This is a genomic window from Jannaschia sp. L-14R (assembly GCF_056857695.1).
Genome location: NZ_JBSXNP010000011.1, coordinates 705,123 through 722,896 on the forward strand (window position 1 = coordinate 705,123; position 17,774 = coordinate 722,896).

Genomic DNA, 17,774 nt, shown 5'->3' on the forward strand with positions numbered 1-17,774 from the left:
GTATCCGGCGGTGAACGCCTATAGATCGGGACCGATTTGATCGACGCGATCTTCTTCTCGGTCCAGTTCCCGGTCGTGGCGGAAGGTCGGCTCAGGGCATCTGGACTTTTTGTGAAATGCGCCCGAACAGGTCATTGCCAAATGCGTCTTCCATCCAGATCTGGACGTCATCGCCGGGTTGCAGGAAGGGTGTGACCGGCGCGCCGGTTTCGATGGTTTCGATCATCCGGTGCTCGGCAATGCAGGAATAGCCGACACCGCCCTGAGTGACGGTTCGCGCCGGCCCGTCATCAAGCTTGTTCGAGACCGTGCCGGAGCCGATCACTGTGCCCGCACGCAGCGGTCGGGTTCTGGCGGCGTGGGCAATCAGTTGCGGGAAGCCAAATGTCATGTCCTGTCCGGCATCGGTTCGCCCGAATGGCATACCGTTCAGATCGACGCACATCGTGGCATGAAGGCGGTCACCGTCCCATCCTGTCACGTCGTCGACACTTCTGGCCAGCGGGGCAAGGGCAGAGGGCGGTTTGGACTGAACGAAGCCGAATCCCTTGGCCAGTTCGTCTGGGATCAGGTTTCGCAGGGAGACGTCGTTCAAAAGCATCACCCACCGGATCGCCTGACGCGCCTCATCCACTGTCGCCCCCATGTCGACGTCGGCCACGATGACCGCCACTTCGGCTTCGAAGTCGATACCCCAAGCCGGATCGCCGACAATCGGGGACATCGGTCCGAGAAAAGGATCGGAACAGCCCTGATACATCAGCGGATCAGTCCAGAACCTAGCGGGCATCGGCGCACCGCGCGCCTTTCGGACAAGTTCGACGTGATTGACGTAGGCCGATCCGTCGAGAAACTGATGCGCGCGGGGCAGGGGGGCGGTGCAACGGGCAATATCGAACGGCTCCGGCGGGCCATCCGGCTCGTCAATACCGTACTCCATCATCTCGATGAAAGAATGCCGCTTCATCCGGGTGCTGGTCTTTCGGTCTGGCGAAACGATCCGTAATTGCCCGTCCCGTCGCATGGGATAGGACGCGAGGATCATTTGACCCCCGGTGTGCCATCGAACTTCTTCTCCAGATCGGCCCAGCAATCGATGTAGTCGTCCTGCAATGGCGCTTCCTGTGCGGCGAAGGGCGTCAGATGCTGTGGAAAGCGTGTCTCGAACATGAAGGACATCGTATTTTCCAGCTTCTCCGCCTTCAGGTCCGCATTCGATGCCCCCTCAAACGCGGCTTTGTCCGGCCCGTGCGGCAGCATCATGTTGTGCAGCGACATGCCGCCGGGGACGAAGCCCCTGGGCTTCGCATCGTATATGCCGAAGATATTGCCCATCAGTTCTGACATGACGTTCTTGTGGTACCATGGCGGGCGGAAGGTATCTTCTGCCACCATCCAGCGGTCGCGAAACAGGACGAAGTCGATATTGGCCGTCCCCTCGATGCCGGATGGCGCGGTCAGCACGGTGAAGATCGACGGGTCCGGGTGGTCGAACAGTACCGCGCCGATCGGGCAATAGGTTCGCAGGTCGTATTTACAGGGCGCATAGTTGCCGTGCCACGCAACGACGTCCAGCGGCGAATGCCCGATCTCCGTTTCATGAAACTGGCCGGCCCATTTTACCGTGACGGTGCTGGGCGCGTCGCAATCCTCGAAGGCCGCAACGGGCGTCTTGAAGTCACGCCGGTTCGCCATGCAGTTGGCGCCGATGGGCCCGCGCCCCGGCAGGGCGAATTTCTGGCCATAGTTTTCGCAGACGAATCCGCGCGCCGGGCCGTCCAGCACTTCGACGCGATAGACCAGACCGCGTGGCAGGATGGCGATTTCCTGCGGCTCCAGGTCGATCACGCCCAACTCTGTGCAGAAGCGAAGGCGTCCTTCCTGCGGTACGACCAGCAGTTCGGAGTCCGCCGAATAGAAATAAGCGTCGACCATCGATTCGGTCACCAGATAAATATGGCTCGCCATGCCGACCTGCGTGTTCACATCGCCAGCCGTCGTCATCGTCCGCATGCCCGTCAGCCAGGTTAGCGGTGTGTCGGCATGGGGCACAGGGTCCCAGCGATATTGCCCCAGACTGACGATATCGGGATCGACCAGAGGGGCGGATTTCCAGTATGGCAGGTCGATCTTGGCAAACCGATGCGTGTGCTTGACCGACGGGCGGATGCGATAGCACCACGTCCGCTCGTTCTGGTGGCTGGGCGCGGTGAAGGCGGTTCCGGACAGTTGTTCTCCGTACAAGCCGTAGTTCGCTTTTTGCGGGCTGTTGCGCCCCTGCGGCAGCGCACCGGGCAGGGCCTCGGTCTCGAAATCGTTGCTGAAGCCGGGCATATAGGAGCGGGTCCTATCGACCGGCCCGGCTCGCAGGGTTCGGGGCTTGGGATATTCGGTCATGATGATCTCCCTTTGCCACAGGGTATTTATTGGTTTTGTAACTGACAACTGTTGGAATCGACTGTGACCCGCCGCCTGATCCTGCGGCGATGGCTTGTCGGCCTTGTCCTGTGACAAACGTGGTCGCGTCTTTGCGGAACAGTCTGCGACACAAAACGTTTGCGCCACTGTATCAATGTCTGATCGGGATTGCCGGTGATGTTCTTGGCAGTCAGGCCGCGCGTCAGTCGGAATAGTAGCCTTTGTCATACTGGCCGTATGCGCCGTATCCGGACCGCTCCATCCGCTTGACATCGACCTGGGTCAGCACAAGCCCAGAAATCCTGGCATTCACCGTTTCGAGCAGGCGCATCCCTTCGCGCACCGCTGTTCGGGGTGTCGAATTCCACTTCACCGCATAGAGAATGGCGTCCGCATGCTGTGCGATGACGCGGCTGTCCGGCACGGCCAGCACGGGGGGCGTGTCGATGATGATGATATCGTAGACAGTGCGCGCGTCCGTCAGGAACGCCCGAAAGGTGTCTGACGAAAATATGTCGACGGGATTCGATGTGCCACTGTCGCCGACCAGAACGTCAACTGCGCCCAACTGAGGATCGCGCTGCACCGCATCTGCCAGCATGACCTCGCCCGACAGGACAGAGAGCAGGCCAATCTCGTCCCTGAACCCCAGTTCCGATCCGAAAACCCGGCGGCGGATGTCGCACTCGATTAGCAGGATCGACTTGCCCATACCTGCGAAGTTTTGCGCCAGCGCCAAGGATTGTGTCGTCTTCCCCTCGTTCGGCAGGGATGAGGTAGACATGATGATCTGCGGCGGTCGATCAAGGTTCGAAAGCATCACAGAAGTGCGCAGGTTGCGAAAAGACTCGGCCAACCGGGAATTCGGTTTCTGTGACAGGTATTCGATCATCTCCCGGCTGGATTTTGTGCCAATCATCGGCAATTGACCCATGACGACGATACCGGTCAGTGCCTCCAGATCGTTGGCCGACTGGACGCCGGTGTTGCGCACCTCGCGCAGCAGAACACCACCGGCACCCGCCATCAGTCCCAGCATTGCAGCAAGCGCCAGAATGACCGGCCTGCGCGGCTCGGACGGCTCGCCTGGCACGACAGCGCGGGACAGAAGACGGGCATCGGCCTGCTGGATGCCCTGCTGCACGGTCGTTTCGCGCAGGCGGTTCTGGAAATATTCAAACAGGACACGGGCCTGCTCCACCTTCCGTTCCAACCCCTGGAATTCGACAAGCCCCTCGGACTGGGCGTTGATCTGCGCCTCCAACTCCGCCAGCGATGTGGTCAGCGCAGCGATCTGGGCCGTTCCGCGCCTTTCGGACCGGGTGGCGATGTTGGCCAGCTGTTCGCCGCGTGCGCGCAATGCCGTAGCCTTGCTGTCATCGTCGGGCAGCGCCAGTAAACGGTCGAGTATGCGGTCCCCGGTCAGGCTGGCCAGCCGGGGCCAGTCTTCCGCCGCCAGCGCGTCAGCCAGCATATCGGCCCGGCCGACGTCGGTGTCGATCTGGGCGCGCGTCGAGGCAAGTCGGGATCGTATGTCCGAAATCTGTCGATTCAGGCCCGCGACTTCGGCTGGGGTGACAAGGTCGGCGCTGGCCGTGAAGGCCTGCAGATCCGATTGCGCCACTTGCAATTCCAGGCCCAGATCGGCCACCCGTTGCCCCAGCCATAGGGTGGCCTGCGCAGTGGCGTCGAACTTTACCTCGATCTGATCCCGAATATAGATCTCGGCCAACAGGTTCGCGATCTGTGCTGATTTCACCGCGTTTTCGGTCCGGGCAGTGACCTGAAATACGAGACTATTGCGCAGGTTTGTCACTGATGTTGCTGCCAGTACGGCGTTGATCGCCCGGTCGAGAATCTGTTGGTCAGTTGCAATGGCGGGAGAACGCTCGGACCCCGCCCCGGCAAGGTCCGCGAGCCAGTCGCGCAGTGAAAATGTGGGCGGGCGCAGGGCGCGGTTGAACTCGGGGTCGGCTGTCAGGTTCAGATCGCGCACCAGTTTCCCGATCAGGTCGCGCGATCGCATGACTTCGATCTCGGTATTGATCGTGGAGATATCCGACGAGAGGCCGGACACGACGCTTTCGAACTCGATGACATTGCCTTCGCGACTGTCCAGAGCGACGGTGGAGGAGGCAGTGTAGACCGGGACCGCAATCCAAAACGCATAGATCGCACCGAGGGACAGCGAGATCGTGGTCGCCCCGACGATCCACCACCGCCCCCGCCAGAGCAGTTTCAGGATACTTACCAAATCGACCTCATCGTCCCGCGATGGCAGAGTAGCGGTGGAAATCGGGGTCTGAGCTGTCATGGAAGTGCATCGTCCTGCAGGATGGCGTCGGTCAGGCATGGCACAGCATCCCTTGCGCATCAACGCGCGGTGCTTGCATTCTCTTGCCGGATTGCCCGAGCATCAGAGTGCAGTGCAGGGGACATAGATGATCGTCAGGTATCTTATTGACCGACTTGCGGTGCGTCGCAGGGGACCGCAATTCTCTGCGCCATTACAGCCCGATGTCCGCGTTTACGCCGTGGGCGATATTCACGGTCGGCACGATCTGCTGATGTCGGCACTGGCCCGGATCGACGGCGATCTGGCTGGATATGATGGGCCCTCGGCCCTGGTGTTTCTGGGCGATTACGTAGACCGAGGCGCGCAGTCGGCCCAGGTTCTTGAAAAGCTCAGAGCTTTGCAGGAGACCAGCCCGACCCCGGTCGTCACGCTGATGGGAAATCACGAACGGATGATGCTGGATTTTCTTGCCGATCCGGTATCCTGCGGACGTCTCTGGTTGCACAATGGCGGCCTGACGACGATGGCCAGTTTCGGCATCGAAGATACCGACATATCCGATCCTGACGCTCTGGGATCTGCAGCAGCAGACCTGCGCGCCGCGCTGCCCGCGGGTCTGGAGATCTGGCTGTCGAACCTGCCGTTGCTGTGGCGGTCAGGTAATCTGGTTTGCGTTCATGCCGCACTGGACCCGCGCCTGGCCGTGTCCGGGCAGGCGGACACAACGATGATCTGGGGCCATCCCGACTTCAGAACCACACCACGGCGCGATGGCATCTGGGTGGCGCACGGACATACGGTCGTCGACGTTCCGGAAATAGCCGACGGGCGCATCGCGCTTGATACCGGCGCGCATTTTTCGGGTCTTCTGACCGTAGGTGTTCTGGAAGAAGGGACCTTCAGGACCCTGACCTGACGTATTACACGCCGTGGTAGTCGCGATACCAAGCGACGAATTTCGCTATACCGGCGCGAACGGGCGTGTCGGGACGATAACCAGTCAGACTCTCCAACAAATCCGAACTGGCCCAGGTTCCGGGAACATCGCCCTTCTGCATTTCCATCATGTTCTTCCTGATCTCGAAGCCCAGCTCGGCTTCCAGTGCGGTGATGAATTCCATCAGTTGCACCTGTTCGCCGTTGCCGATGTTTACGACGCGGTAAGGCGCCACCGGGCTGAGCGTATCGCCCGGCGCGATGTCGGACGGGTCGGCGGGCTCCACCGGCGGCGTATCGATCAGCAGACGGATGCCACGAACCAGATCGTCGATATAGGTGAAGTCGCGCGACATGCGGCCGTGGTTGTAGACGTCGATCGCCTCTCCGGCAAAGGCCGCCTTCGCGAATTTATAAAGCGCCAGATCGGGCCTGCCCCAGGGACCGTAGACAGTGAAGAAGCGGAACATCGTCGTCGGAATTTTCCACAGGTGCGCATATGAATGCGCCATGTGCTCGTTCGCTTTCTTGGTCGCGGCATAAAGTGTCAGGGGCGCATCGGTCTTCTGGTCTTCGGTGAACGGCATCTGCGTGTTCGCCCCGTAGACCGAAGAGGTGGAGGCCATCAGCAAATGATCGACCGCCAGTTCGCGGGCGCATTCCATCACGTTGAATGTGCCGACCAGATTGGCTTCGACATAGGACCGGGGATTTTCCAGGCTGTAGCGGACGCCCGCCTGCGCGGCCAAGTGAACGATAACGTCGGGCGCGGCCTCGGTCATGGTGCGCTTCAGCAGGTCGAAATCCTCCAGCCGCCCCTCGACGGCACGAAAGCCCGGAGTCTGGAGCAGCATCTGATGGCGGCGACGTTTAAGAGCGACGTCGTAGTAATCGGTCATCCCGTCGAAGCCGACCACAGTGAAACCTTCGTCCAGCAGGTGCCGTGCAAGATGGAAACCGATGAACCCGGCGGTGCCGGTCACAAAAATGGTGCGGGGGTCTTTGTCGGTCATGGGTCGGCCTCGGGCTGGCTGTCGATCCCGAGTTTCCTAAGCGATGACCCCGGTAAACCCAATGCTTGATGGCTCCGGGGAGCGATGAAGTGTGACTGTATTCTCCTTTGCCGGAGAGATGGACTTGCGATGCCGTTGAAGTTCAACGACCTTCATGCAAGGCGATGTCGGTGTCGCATCGGGTGCGGGTCGATCCGCAGTCGCTCCGATTGACGAAGGAGAGAGGTCCACACGGTGCGACGGTTTCTGGGTGCCTGCCGAAGTGCGAAAGCGCCGAGCCGCTGGTTTGGCGCGCGCGCAGACCTGTGAAGCGTCCCGGCATACTCTATCTGACGCGCACCGGGCTGGCGGATCCGTTGGGTCAGAGTCAGGTCATGAGCTATCTGCGCGGGCTGTCGCGTAACCATGATATCACGCTTCTGACTGCCGAAAAGATCGACGATGCCGATGATGCATCCCACATGGCCGCACTGCGGGCCGATTGCGCGGCGCATGGCATCGACTGGCGACCGCAGAGGTTCCGGGCAGGCAGGATTGGCGCGGCCCGAAATTTCGCGACGATGTTCAAAGTTGCGATGAGGATCATGCGGCAGAAGCCTATCGCCCTGATCCACGCCCGGTCCTATATTCCTGCGGCCATTGCCCGGGCCCTGTGGCGGCGGACCCGCGTTCCGTTCGTATTCGACATGCGCGCGCTCTGGCTGGACGAGATGATCGAAGCGGGTCGCCTGACGGCCGGGTCGCCGATGGAACGGGTTCTGCGACGTATGGAACGGCTGTGCCTTCGCGATGCCGCGGGCGTGGTATCCCTGACCGACGCGGCAGTTTCACACCTGCAAGGCATCTATCCGTCCGAGCTTGCCCGCCAACGCATTGTCGTGATCCCGACATGTGCCGATCTGGACAGGTTCCCGATGCGCCCGCCACCCGACGCGCCGATGGTGTTCGGTTGCGTCGGGTCGGTCACGTCCGGCTGGTTTCGTCTGGATTGGCTCGATGCGCTGTTCGCGGCAGCGGCGTCCGATGACCCCACTGCCCTATTCGAGGTCGTAACTCGCGACGACTCCGATGTCGTTCGCGCAGGCCTGCCCAATGTACCGACCGCGCGACTGACAATCGTGTCGGTGCCGCCGGAAGACGTGGCGGCGCGGATCGCTGGCCACCACGCCTCGGCGATGTTCTACGCCACCGGACCGGCCAGACTGGGGTCTTCTCCTACGCGATTGGCGGAAATCCTCGCCACGGGCCGCCCGGTGATTGCGAACGCGGGCGTCGGCAATGTCGCGGACATCGTAACCGGTCATCGTGTCGGCGTGCTGATGGCGGATTGTACCATGGATGCGGCGCGCGCCGCGCTGTCCGATCTGTCGGCCCTGCGCCATGACCCCGACCTGCCCGACCGCGCCCGTGCCACGGCCGAGACGCTGTTCTCGCTGGAGGATGGGACGCGGGCCTACGCAAGTCTTTACGATACGATTCTGGGGTCTGCATCGTGAAGCTCGTGATCCTGTCGCGATACGACGCCGTCGCCGCGTCATCGCGATTGCGAACCGCTCAATACGTCCCGTTTCTCGAAGCCGAAGGGTTTCAGGTTTCGACCCGCCCGTTCTTCGATGCAACCTATATTTCGGCTCTCTATGGCGGTGGGTCGCGCAAAGCGCATCTGGGTCGATATATCCGAACCCGTCTGGCGGATTTGCGCGCCGCTGGCTCTGCCGATGTGATCTGGCTGGAAAAAGAGGCTTTGCCTTGGCTTCCATGGCTTTTGGAGCGTCCGGCATGGCCGCGGGATGTGCCGGTAGTATCGGACCATGACGATGCCGTCTTTCACCGCTATGACCGCCATCGCCGCGCGTCTGTGCGTGGGCTTCTGGGTGGCAAGATCGACGGGGTGATGGCTGCATCGCGCATCGTCATGGCGGGCAATCCCTATATCGCTGACCGCGCAAGGACCGCCGGGGCAGGTCGGGTCGAGGTCGTGCCGACAGTCGCCGATTTGTCGCGCTATCCGGCCAGCCCATTGCCCCCGCCGGACGGTGGCCTGCGCGTGGGCTGGGTCGGGACGCCGATGACATGGGCAGATCATGCCGCGCCGATGCAACGTCTGATCGTGGACGTCGTGATCCCGCGTGGCGGCCTGTTCCGGGCCATCGGGGCGCGCGGCACGTCAGAGATCGAGGACGGCATCGAGTATCTGCCGTGGTCCGAAGATACGGAGGTCGAGGCGATCCGCGGCATGGATGTGGGCATCATGCCGCTGGACGACAGCCCGTGGTCGCGCGGGAAATGCGGGTACAAGCTGATCCAGTACATGGCTTGCGGACGACCGGTCGTGGCATCGCCCACGGGCGTGAACACCGAGATCGTCGAACATGGGGTGAACGGCTTCCTGGCCAGGACCGCAAAGGACTGGCGCGACGCATTGACCACGCTGCTGGACGATCCGGCCCTGCGTGCGCGGATGGGGGCCGCGGGGCGCGCCAAGGTGGAGCGTTCCTATTCCCTGCAGGTCTGGGCACCCCGGGTCGCGGCGCTGCTGCGCGGGGCGGCAGGGTGATTGTCTATCTTTTGCCTTTTGTGGCCTTGATGCTGCTGCGCTGGGGGATTGCGCCGTATCACCGGCTGCGCGATCAGCTCTATTGGATCATCATGGCGGCGATGTTCCTGTTCGTGGCGTTCCGCTTCGAAGTCGGTTGCGACTGGTCCGGATACCTCAACCATTTCGAGATTGTCGGCAGCCCCTCCTATGATCGGTCTATCGTTCGGCGGGATCCGGGTTGGTGGCTGATGATCGAGGCGATCGGGGCGGCCGGCCTGCCCTACCCGTTCGTCAACGTCGCCACCGCGATCATCTTCTTTGCCGGCGTTCACGCGCTGGCCAGACGGCAACCCGATCCGTTCGCCTTTCTTGCATTCCTGTACCCGGTCCTCGTGGTGAATATGTCGATGGGCGCGCTGCGACAGGCCATCGCGATCGGTCTGGTCTGCGTTGCATTCACGGCGATGATGGACCGCAGGGTCGTCCGCTTCGGCATCTGGGTCGGACTGGCCAGCCTGTTCCACCAAAGCGCCCTGATCTTCGCGCTTCTTCTGCCGTTGGTCGGGGGCCGTTACAATTGGACAAGACTGGCAATGGCGGCACTGCTGGCCATTCCCGGCATCGTTTTCCTGTGGTCCGGCGAAGCAGTCGCGATCGCGACCGCGCGCTATGTCGATACGGACCTTGTGGCACAGGGTGCGATCTTCCGCGTCATGTTCATCGTTCTGTCTGGGCTGGCCTTTCGCCTGTTCCTGCGCTCGGCGTGGAAGCGGGCCTGGCCGAAGGATTACGACTTGGTCCTGATCGGAAGTCTCGGGATGATGGCAATGGTCGCGATCCTTCCCGTCTCGACGGTTATCGCGGATCGGCTCGCCTATTATCTGGTTCCGGTCCAGGCTGTGATCTTTGCGCGCATTCCGTATCTTCCGATCCGCGACAGCCGCAGGGTTCTGGCGACCGTGCCCTGGGTCGCGCTGCTCGCGCTTTTCGTCGTCTGGATGGCGACCTCCGATCACTTCGAACAATGTTTCGTCCCCTATCAGACCTGGATCGGGGGATATCCCGATGTTCAGAGGTTTCCGTTGTGACCGACCCGACCCACCGTAGCCCTTCTTGCGGACCGCGCGGCCCCCTGCGGATCGTGCTGACCGCAAATACGGGCTTCAATCTTGTGAACTTCCGCGCCGGTTTGATCGCGGCCCTGCTGGCCGACGGGCACGAGCTTGTCGCGCTGGTTCCGCCGTCGATCCATGACGGCGAAATTGCCGCCATGGGATGCAGGGTCGTGCCGCTGAAGATGGACGCCAGGGGTCTGAATCCCCTGTCGGAGATTGCGCTGATCTGGCGAATGCGGCTGGCATTTCGGCGGCTGGCCCCGGACGTGGTGCTCAGCTGGACGATCAAGAACAACCTCTATGGGGCGCTGGCGGCCCGCCCGTTGGGAATTCCCGTTGTTCCGAATGTAACAGGACTGGGAACCGCCTTTGCCAGACAGGGGTCAATGCTGGGCTGGGTGGCGGGAAGGCTCTATAAAAGGGGTTTGAAGGGTGTCGCTCCGGTTTTTGTGCAGAATGCGAACGATGCGGAACTTCTGCTCGACGGGGGCTTTTTGACCGCGGGACAGATCAAGTCGCTTCCCGGATCGGGTGTCGATCTGGTCAGGTTTGCGCAGGCTCCGTTCGCGCCATCGCGTGCGCAGGTTCGCTTTCTCATGATCGCGCGGTTGCTGCGCGACAAGGGCGTTGCCGATCTGGTGGAAGCAGTGCGGATCATGCGGCGCTGGGACGTTGAAGCGCATGTCACGGTTCTGGGCGCATTCGACGACCGCGATGCGGGAATGGTCGCCGCGCGGGATCTGGAAAGCTGGCGCAGGATAGATGGGCTGGAGTTTATCGCCCATGTTGCGGACGTGCGGCCCTACCTTGCGGATGCGGATTGCATTGTCCTTCCCAGCTACTATGCCGAGGGCCTGCCCCGCAGCCTGCTTGAAGCGGCGGCGATCGGGCGTCCGATCATCACGACGGACCATCCCGGATGTCGCGACGCGATCGTGCCGGGCCAAACCGGGCTTCTCTGCCGGGTGCGCGATCCGAACGACCTGGCGCGCGCTATGACCGAGATGATCGGCATCGGTCCTCCGGCGCGTATCGATATGGGAAATGCCGCGCGTCGCCGGGCGGAGCAGTTCTTTGACGAAAGGCTGGTAATTGCCGCCTATCGCCGCGAACTCGCCGATCTGTCAGAGGATTGAGGCAAGCCCGGGACAGGGGCGCTGCCGTTACGGCAAGTCGTTGTTAACGATCCCTTAACCGTCATTACCTAAATCTTGTCGAATGTTCGACACACCGCCCCTTTCTCCCTGGATAGATCTTGCCCGTCATGGTGATTCCCGTGGGCAGCTTACTGTCGCCGAGGGTCTGGCCCTGCCATTCGAGATCAAGCGGCTCTACTGGCTGCACGGCTTTTCGGGCGCGCCGCGCGGGGGGCATGCGCACCGCACTCTCTGGCAGGTATTCGTCCCTCTTGCGGGTGCTCTGACCCTGACACTCGAGACGGCGCGAGGCGCGCGGTCTTATCGTCTCGATAATCCGGCGCGGGCCTTGCTCGTCGGTCCGATGACATGGCGCGATCTTACGGATTTCGCACCGGAGACTGTTTGCCTGGTCATGGCATCCGCAGCCTATGAAGAAGCCGACTACATTCGCGATCACGCTGCCTTCCGTGTCGCCGTGCGTCATGTCACCTTCAGTCCGACAAACGCATGACACCCCCAGAGGGCGAGATATTGGCCCTGACGGGATTGCGCGCAGTGGCTGCTGTCTGGGTCTTCGGCTTTCACCTGCATATCCGGGCACCGATTGTCGACGGACCGCTGGCGGCAATTTTTCAGGCGGGCGCGGCCGGTATGACGGTATTCTTCGTACTGTCGGGGTTCGTACTGACGCTTGCCTGTCGTGACGGTCCGGATTTGCGCAGGTTTGCGCGGGCCCGGATGGCCCGGATTTATCCGCTCTATGCACTGGCCGCCGTGATGGCGCTGCCGTGGCTTCTGTCGTCGGACCAAAGTCCACTTGCGATCGCGACCACGGTGCTGATTTCGGGGCTTATGCTTCAGGCATGGTTTCCAAATCTTTTCAATATCTGGAACCACGCCAGCAGTTGGTCCCTGTCGGTCGAAGCCGCATTATATACCGCATTTCCGGCGGTGCGGCATGTGCTGCACCCGCTGCCGGAACAGACGCTGATATGGGTCATACTGACGACGATGATCCTCTCGGGGATGATTGCCGGAACCTATTATATCTTTCCGAACGGGCCGGGGTTCGCCTTTCAGTATGCCACCCCGATCTTTCGTTTGCCGGAGTTTATGGCCGGTGTCGCCTTCGGCCACCTGGCCCTGCGCGGCGTGCAGGTGCCCGGGTGGTTGCCGATACTCGGCGTTCTTGCGTTCGCGACGTTGATGATCGGTGTCGAAGGGCAGGGGTTGCCGACGATGTGGGCACCGCTGCTGATCCCGGTCGTCGGGATGGCGGTCCTGCATCTGACACATACCCCAAACGGCCTGCTTTCGGCGCGTCCCGTGGTCTGGTTCGGCCGCATCTCCTACGCGTTCTACCTGTTCCAGTTTCATGTGATCCTCGGTCTGCCGCGCCTCGTCGATCTGTCCGCGCCGTCGTACTGGCTGGTCACGATTGTGCTGACGCTGATCATCGCCACAGCGGCCCATTACCTGGTCGAACGTCCGGCCCGACTTTGGTTGCTGCGCACGCGCCCTCTGCCGAGGGGGCGACCAGCGTGAACACCCTTTATGCGAGACTTCCCATGACGCTTTCGGGGCCGGTCGTGTCCTTGCGCAGCATCACGCCCGGCGATGCAGCCTTCGTCCACGGTCTGCGCAGCGATCCGGTATTGGCGCGCCACCTGCATCCGGTCACGGGCGGCATAGAGGGACAGGTCCGGTGGCTGAAAAAGGCCGAAATTCGTGGTTACTACGTTATTGCAGGCCCGACCGGCGATTGCGGTCTCTTGCGGTTGTCGAATCTTTGCGACGCAGGCTTCACCTGGGGCAGCTGGCTTTTGCATCCGGCAATGAAGCCGCGGCGCGCAGCCCTCGCCTCGGCCTTGATGGTCTATCGTATCGGGTTCGACCTGTTGGGCCTGCCGAAGGCCACCTTTGACGTGCGCCGCGCGAACACTGCGGCGCTGGCCTTCCACGACAGGTTCGGCGCGACCCGGATCGGTGCGACCGAAACCGATATCCTGTATCGCCTGACCGCATCGGACTGGAACCGTGCAGCTCCCGGTCTGCTCGCCGCGCAGGAGAGGATTGCCGTGTGACCGCGACCCTGAAGCGCAGCATACCGTTTCTCGATCTTGCCGCCGCAAGCCGCGAACTGGCCCCCCGGATCGAGGCGGCGCTTTTGCGTGTCGCCCGGTCGGGGCAGTATATCGGCGGTCCCGAAGTCGCCATGTTCGAGACGGATTGGGCCGCGTATTGCGGTGCGAAGCATGCGGTCGGCTGCGGTAACGGACTGGATGCCGTGACACTTGCGCTGCGCGCCTGCGGCGTGGGACCCGGCGATGGCGTCATCGTCCCAGCGCATACTTTTGTCGCCACCTGGCACGCCATCGCGGCCCTGGGTGCACGGGTGCAGCCGGTCGCCGTCGATCCGGTCACAATGGTGATGGACCCGAAGGCCGCCGCCGCCGCCATCGACGCCACGACCCGCGTGATCTTGCCCGTTCATCTCTATGGTCAGCCTGCCCCGATGGATCGGCTTCTGGCCCTTGCGCGCGACACCGGTCTGAAGGTGGTCGAAGATGCGGCGCAGGCGCATGGCACCCGGTTTCGTGACCGCCCCATTGGGGCGCATGGCGATGCCGTCGCCTGGAGCTTCTATCCCGCCAAGACGCTGGGCGCGTTGGGCGACGGGGGCGCGGTCACGACCGACGACCCGAAGATCGCCGATCGTATTCGCCGCCTGACCAATTATGGTGCGACGGCAAAGTACGACGCGGTAGAGCTTGGTATAAACTCTCGCCTCGATCCGCTTCAGGCGGCGGTTCTGGCCGTCAAGCTGCGGCATCTGACGACCTGGGTCGCGCGGCGGGCCCGCATTGCCGGGATCTATGCCGAGGAGTTGGCCGGAACCGGGCTGGTCCTGCCTGTGACGCTACCCGGTACCGACCCGTCCTGGCACCTCTATGTCGTGCGTCATGCGCATCGGGACCGACTGGCGGCACGATTGGCAGACGCTGGAATAGGCACCGGGATACATTATCCGATTCCCTGTTATCGCCAGGGCGCGCACCGGGGGATTGGTATCAACAGACAGGCTCTGACACAGGCGGATCGCATTTCGGAAACGGTTCTCAGCCTGCCGATGGGACCGCATCTGCCCGAAGAGGATGCCAGGCGCGTAGCAGATGTTTTGCGGGCTGCGCTATGACCTCCCTGCGCCCTCTGTTGGCCGCTTTCGCCGTTACCGGATCGGCGCAGGTCGCGATCCTGCTGATGGGACTGGTACGATTCAAACTGGTATCGCTGTGGCTGGGACCGGCCGGGCTGGGCGTGCTTGGCCTGATGCTGGCGTTACAGGCCTTCGGATCGCAGATAGCTGGGCTTGGCCTTGGCCCTGCGACGGTCCGCATGATTGCCGCACGCCCGCACCGTCTGACGCGCGCGACGCTGCTCTTGCCGCGCGCGGCTATCGTTCAGGGCGGCATCGCCGCCGTGGTGGTCTTCGTCTTTCGAGTGCCGCTGGCAGGCTGGCTTCTGGACGATCCGACACGCGGGGCCGAAGTCGCGTTTGTGGGTCTGGGCATACCTGTCGCGCTTCTGGCCGGGGCCGGCACCGCCCTTTTGCAGGGACAACGGCGCATACACACCCTTGCCCGCGTCCAGGTGACCGCCGCCGCCGCTGGCACCGTCCTGGCATTGGCCGCGATCGCGAAATGGGGCGCGGCTGCCTTGCCTGCACTGGTTCTTGTGCCGCCTGCCGTGCTGGCCTGCCTGGTCTGGGTGGTTCCGGCGCGGCCTGCGGCGACAGGTGCCCGGCCCGGTCCGGCGCTCTGGCCCCGGCTGGTGCGACTGGGCATGGCGACAGTAGCCGGAACAGCTTTTTCAGCCATGGTCCTGCTAGTCCTGCGGGCGCAGATCGCCTCCAGATTGGGGCTGGATGCGGTCGGTCTGTTCACTGCGGCATGGGCGTTGGCGGTAACGCAGGCCGGATTTGTCCTGGCCGCGTTATCCGCCGATTTCTATCCCCGTTTGACGGCCCTGGTGTCGCGCCCTGCCGAGGCACGGGCGCTGATCGACACGCAAATCCGCCTCATACTGGCGTTGGGCGCGCCGGTCCTGGTCGTATTGGCGGGGCAGGCGGATCTGGTACTGACCCTATTCTATTCCGAAGCGTTTCTACCGGCGGCACCGCTTCTGGGCTGGATGGTGCTTGGCACGATCCTGCGACTGCCTGCCTGGGCCATGGGCTTCGCCATGCTGGCGCGGGGGGCGGGGGGCATGTTCTTCTTGGCCGAACTTGGCTTCGCGATGCTGTGCCTCGGGCTATCGCTGATCCTGATGCCGATATTGGGTCTGACCGCCGTCGGCGTCGGATTTGCGCTCGCCTATGGGGCCTACCTGGCGGCGGGGCTGATCTGGGGAGCTGCACACGCGATGTCGCCAGGTCCGGTCCCGTTGATCCTGACAGCGACTGCCCTGTTGCTGGCGACGCTCTCTCTCAATGTGCCTGCGCTGACCTGGCTGCTGGCCATAATACAGGCGGCCCTGGGTATTTTGGCCCTGCAACCCGCCGCGTTTTTTCGGAGGCATCCCGCATGATCGACCCGCCTCGGGTCACGATCGTCGTGCCCGCTTACAATCACGCCGATCACGTGGCCGATTGCATCGAGAGTCTCTGGGCTCAGGATTATCCTAACCTTGAAATCGTGGCTTGCGACGATGCTTCCCCCGACGGCACGCTGGCGATCCTTCACGATATGGCAGATCGCTCTCCGGTGCCGATGATCCTGCTGGAAAATGTCTCGAACAAGGGCGTTTGTGCCAGTCTGAACCGCTGTATCGCGGCTGCCGACGGCGATTGGATCGGCATGATCGCCTCCGACGACATGTATCTGCCGACTTTCGTATCCCGCAACATGGCTGCCGTTGTGACCGAGGCGACCGATATGGTCTGCATGCAAAGCGCGGCCATCCGGTTGCGCAGGGATGGCGTCCGTATTCGGCATCGCCCACCCTTCGGAAAACCGCTCGATGGCTGGGTCATGGAGGATATTGCCCTGGGGCGCGGCTGGATCAACGCCCCATCGTTTTTCGCCAGTCGCAGTCTCTTCGATGCGGTCGGCCCATTCGATGAGTCGTTGACCTACGAGGACCTGGATTTCTACTTGCGTGCGTCGCGGATCGCGCCTTTCCGCTTTCTGGACACTCCGCTGATCATCAAGCGAGACAGCGCCGGTGGGCTTGGGCATGTGATCACGCAGCGGTTCGAAGACGGGTTTCGGATTCTCGACAAGAATCTCAGGGCCGAGTTTCCGGAACTCTGGCTCCGCGCCACCGACCTGCGCGAGCGACGGCTTGCGCGGGGGTTCGGTCGGCAAGGGGATCTGACATCGTTACGGCGGTTAATCGGGCGCGACCGGGAGCGGCGGAGAACCTATCCATGGAGCCTGTGGATCGCGGCAATGCTTGGGGCCATGACCGGTATCGGTGTCGCTATAGTGGGCAGAGGGACTATCGGGCATGTCCTTCATCGGCTGCGTCGGCTGGCCCGGCCCGCGCGATCTCAAAGAAGGTGCAAGACGTCGACATGAATGATTTCGAAGGCGGCCTGGCGATGACGTCCGAATTCTGCGGCCCGTCCAGCGCGTTCATTGATGCGATCTACGGTCAACGAGGCGTTCTTTTTGCGCGCCCTGTGAAAGTCGCCGTATCCATAAAACCGGAAGCGCATTTTCCAGGTGCCAAACGCGCTTTTGACCTTGTCGTTTCCCTGGCCCTGCTTCCGATACTGGGGCTTTGCGCGGTCGGACTTGCCATTGTAAACCGATCCTCGAACGCCGGGCCTCTGATCTTTCATCAGAAGCGGATGGGAAAGGATTGCAAGCCGATCCGGGTTATCAAGTTCCGCAGCATGACATCGACCCGCCGTATAAATCGCCGCGCCCATGACCCGCTGGAAAACAACCGGATTACGACAGTCGGGCGGTTCATCCGTCGAACCCGCATCGACGAACTGCCGCAGATCATCAACGTCCTGCGCGGTGAGATGAGTTTGATCGGACCGCGACCCGACTACCTGCCGCATGCGCTGCACTATCTTCGAACGATTCCGGGCTATCACGAGCGTCATGCGGTCAAGCCTGGTATAACGGGTCTGGCACAGGTCGACCTCGGTTATGCGGAGGGGGCCGACGCGACACGCGCCAAAGTCGCCGCAGACCTGACCTATGTCCGCAGGCGCGGGTATGTGATGGACACCCGGATCGCGCTGAAGACGCTTCGGGTCGTGGCAAGCGGCGGTGGTCGCTGATCGCGAAAACGAGGTCGCGC

16 protein-coding genes are annotated in these 17,774 nt (G+C 62.4%); 12 read left to right on the forward strand and 4 right to left on the reverse strand.

Going from position 1 to position 17,774, the window contains the following annotated elements; all coding sequences use genetic code 11:
* Positions 1-91: 91 nt before the first annotated feature.
* The 3 genes from AC13C2_RS16235 to AC13C2_RS16245 all read right to left on the reverse strand — a co-directional run bounded on the left by AC13C2_RS16235 (position 92) and on the right by AC13C2_RS16245 (position 4,732).
* Positions 92-967 carry a fumarylacetoacetate hydrolase family protein gene (locus tag AC13C2_RS16235; RefSeq protein WP_482887443.1) on the reverse strand — a complete coding sequence of 292 codons (876 nt, stop codon included), beginning with the start codon at positions 965-967 and terminating at the stop codon, positions 92-94.
* 74 nt (positions 968-1,041) lie between these two features.
* Positions 1,042-2,397: a homogentisate 1,2-dioxygenase gene (gene hmgA / locus AC13C2_RS16240; protein ID WP_482887444.1), complete on the reverse strand. Its 1,356-nt coding sequence runs from the start codon at positions 2,395-2,397 to the stop codon at positions 1,042-1,044.
* Positions 2,398-2,620: 223 nt separating this feature from the next.
* Positions 2,621-4,732, reverse strand: coding sequence for a GumC family protein (locus AC13C2_RS16245; protein WP_482887445.1), 2,112 nt, complete (start codon positions 4,730-4,732; stop codon positions 2,621-2,623).
* 127 nt (positions 4,733-4,859) lie between these two features.
* Here AC13C2_RS16245 and AC13C2_RS16250 point away from each other — a divergent pair, with 127 nt between their 5' ends.
* Positions 4,860-5,630: a metallophosphoesterase family protein gene (locus AC13C2_RS16250; RefSeq protein WP_482887446.1), complete on the forward strand. Its 771-nt coding sequence runs from the start codon at positions 4,860-4,862 to the stop codon at positions 5,628-5,630.
* 4 nt (positions 5,631-5,634) lie between these two features.
* Here the strand turns inward: AC13C2_RS16250 and AC13C2_RS16255 are convergent, their stop codons facing one another.
* Positions 5,635-6,663, reverse strand: a complete 1,029-nt coding sequence (locus tag AC13C2_RS16255) for an NAD-dependent epimerase/dehydratase family protein (protein ID WP_482887447.1) — start codon at positions 6,661-6,663, stop codon at positions 5,635-5,637.
* 374 nt (positions 6,664-7,037) lie between these two features.
* Between AC13C2_RS16255 and AC13C2_RS16260 the strand changes: the two genes are divergently transcribed.
* The 11 genes from AC13C2_RS16260 to AC13C2_RS16310 all read left to right on the forward strand — a co-directional run bounded on the left by AC13C2_RS16260 (position 7,038) and on the right by AC13C2_RS16310 (position 17,754).
* Entirely contained in the window at positions 7,038-8,159 is a 1,122-nt protein-coding gene (locus AC13C2_RS16260) for a glycosyltransferase (protein WP_482887448.1), read from the forward strand.
* Positions 8,156-9,220, forward strand: a complete 1,065-nt coding sequence (locus AC13C2_RS16265) for a glycosyltransferase family 4 protein (protein WP_482887449.1) — start codon at positions 8,156-8,158, stop codon at positions 9,218-9,220. Before AC13C2_RS16260 ends, AC13C2_RS16265 begins: the two co-directional genes overlap by 4 nt.
* Positions 9,217-10,290, forward strand: coding sequence for an EpsG family protein (locus AC13C2_RS16270; RefSeq protein WP_482887450.1), 1,074 nt, complete (start codon positions 9,217-9,219; stop codon positions 10,288-10,290). Before AC13C2_RS16265 ends, AC13C2_RS16270 begins: the two co-directional genes overlap by 4 nt.
* Before the next feature lie 53 nt (positions 10,291-10,343).
* Positions 10,344-11,453 carry a glycosyltransferase family 4 protein gene (locus AC13C2_RS16275; RefSeq protein ID WP_482887451.1) on the forward strand — a complete coding sequence of 370 codons (1,110 nt, stop codon included), beginning with the start codon at positions 10,344-10,346 and terminating at the stop codon, positions 11,451-11,453.
* Between the two features lie 82 nt (positions 11,454-11,535).
* A complete protein-coding gene (locus AC13C2_RS16280) occupies positions 11,536-11,967 on the forward strand; it encodes a sugar 3,4-ketoisomerase (RefSeq protein ID WP_482887452.1) in 432 nt (143 codons plus the stop codon).
* Positions 11,964-13,001, forward strand: coding sequence for an acyltransferase family protein (locus AC13C2_RS16285; RefSeq protein WP_482887453.1), 1,038 nt, complete (start codon positions 11,964-11,966; stop codon positions 12,999-13,001). Before AC13C2_RS16280 ends, AC13C2_RS16285 begins: the two co-directional genes overlap by 4 nt.
* Positions 12,998-13,540 (forward strand): GNAT family N-acetyltransferase, encoded by a 543-nt coding sequence (locus AC13C2_RS16290; protein WP_482887454.1) that lies wholly within the window; start codon positions 12,998-13,000, stop codon positions 13,538-13,540. The genes AC13C2_RS16285 and AC13C2_RS16290 overlap by 4 nt, the downstream gene beginning before the upstream one ends.
* Entirely contained in the window at positions 13,537-14,652 is a 1,116-nt protein-coding gene (locus AC13C2_RS16295; protein ID WP_482887455.1) for a DegT/DnrJ/EryC1/StrS family aminotransferase, read from the forward strand. The genes AC13C2_RS16290 and AC13C2_RS16295 overlap by 4 nt, the downstream gene beginning before the upstream one ends.
* Positions 14,649-16,043 (forward strand): oligosaccharide flippase family protein, encoded by a 1,395-nt coding sequence (locus AC13C2_RS16300; protein WP_482887456.1) that lies wholly within the window; start codon positions 14,649-14,651, stop codon positions 16,041-16,043. The genes AC13C2_RS16295 and AC13C2_RS16300 overlap by 4 nt, the downstream gene beginning before the upstream one ends.
* The gene (locus AC13C2_RS16305; RefSeq protein ID WP_482887457.1) at positions 16,040-17,035 is read left to right on the forward strand and encodes a glycosyltransferase family 2 protein; all 996 of its coding nucleotides are present in this window, start codon (positions 16,040-16,042) and stop codon (positions 17,033-17,035) included. Before AC13C2_RS16300 ends, AC13C2_RS16305 begins: the two co-directional genes overlap by 4 nt.
* Positions 17,032-17,754, forward strand: a complete 723-nt coding sequence (locus AC13C2_RS16310) for a sugar transferase (RefSeq protein WP_482887458.1) — start codon at positions 17,032-17,034, stop codon at positions 17,752-17,754. Before AC13C2_RS16305 ends, AC13C2_RS16310 begins: the two co-directional genes overlap by 4 nt.
* The last annotated feature ends 20 nt before the right edge of the window (positions 17,755-17,774 follow it).

Excerpts from the sequence above, each read along its gene's own strand:
- AC13C2_RS16235 (WP_482887443.1), bottom strand. The coding sequence starts at position 967 with ATGAAGCGGCATTCTTTCATCGAGATGATGGAGTACGGTATTGACGAG.
- hmgA (WP_482887444.1), bottom strand. The coding sequence starts at position 2,397 with ATGACCGAATATCCCAAGCCCCGAACCCTGCGAGCCGGGCCGGTCGAT.
- AC13C2_RS16245 (WP_482887445.1), bottom strand. The coding sequence starts at position 4,732 with ATGACAGCTCAGACCCCGATTTCCACCGCTACTCTGCCATCGCGGGAC.
- AC13C2_RS16250 (WP_482887446.1), top strand. The coding sequence starts at position 4,860 with ATGATCGTCAGGTATCTTATTGACCGACTTGCGGTGCGTCGCAGGGGA.
- AC13C2_RS16255 (WP_482887447.1), bottom strand. The coding sequence starts at position 6,663 with ATGACCGACAAAGACCCCCGCACCATTTTTGTGACCGGCACCGCCGGG.
- AC13C2_RS16260 (WP_482887448.1), top strand. The coding sequence starts at position 7,038 with ATGAGCTATCTGCGCGGGCTGTCGCGTAACCATGATATCACGCTTCTG.
- AC13C2_RS16280 (WP_482887452.1), top strand. The coding sequence starts at position 11,536 with ATGTTCGACACACCGCCCCTTTCTCCCTGGATAGATCTTGCCCGTCAT.
- AC13C2_RS16285 (WP_482887453.1), top strand. The coding sequence starts at position 11,964 with ATGACACCCCCAGAGGGCGAGATATTGGCCCTGACGGGATTGCGCGCA.
- AC13C2_RS16300 (WP_482887456.1), top strand. The coding sequence starts at position 14,649 with ATGACCTCCCTGCGCCCTCTGTTGGCCGCTTTCGCCGTTACCGGATCG.
- AC13C2_RS16305 (WP_482887457.1), top strand. The coding sequence starts at position 16,040 with ATGATCGACCCGCCTCGGGTCACGATCGTCGTGCCCGCTTACAATCAC.
- AC13C2_RS16310 (WP_482887458.1), top strand. The coding sequence starts at position 17,032 with ATGAATGATTTCGAAGGCGGCCTGGCGATGACGTCCGAATTCTGCGGC.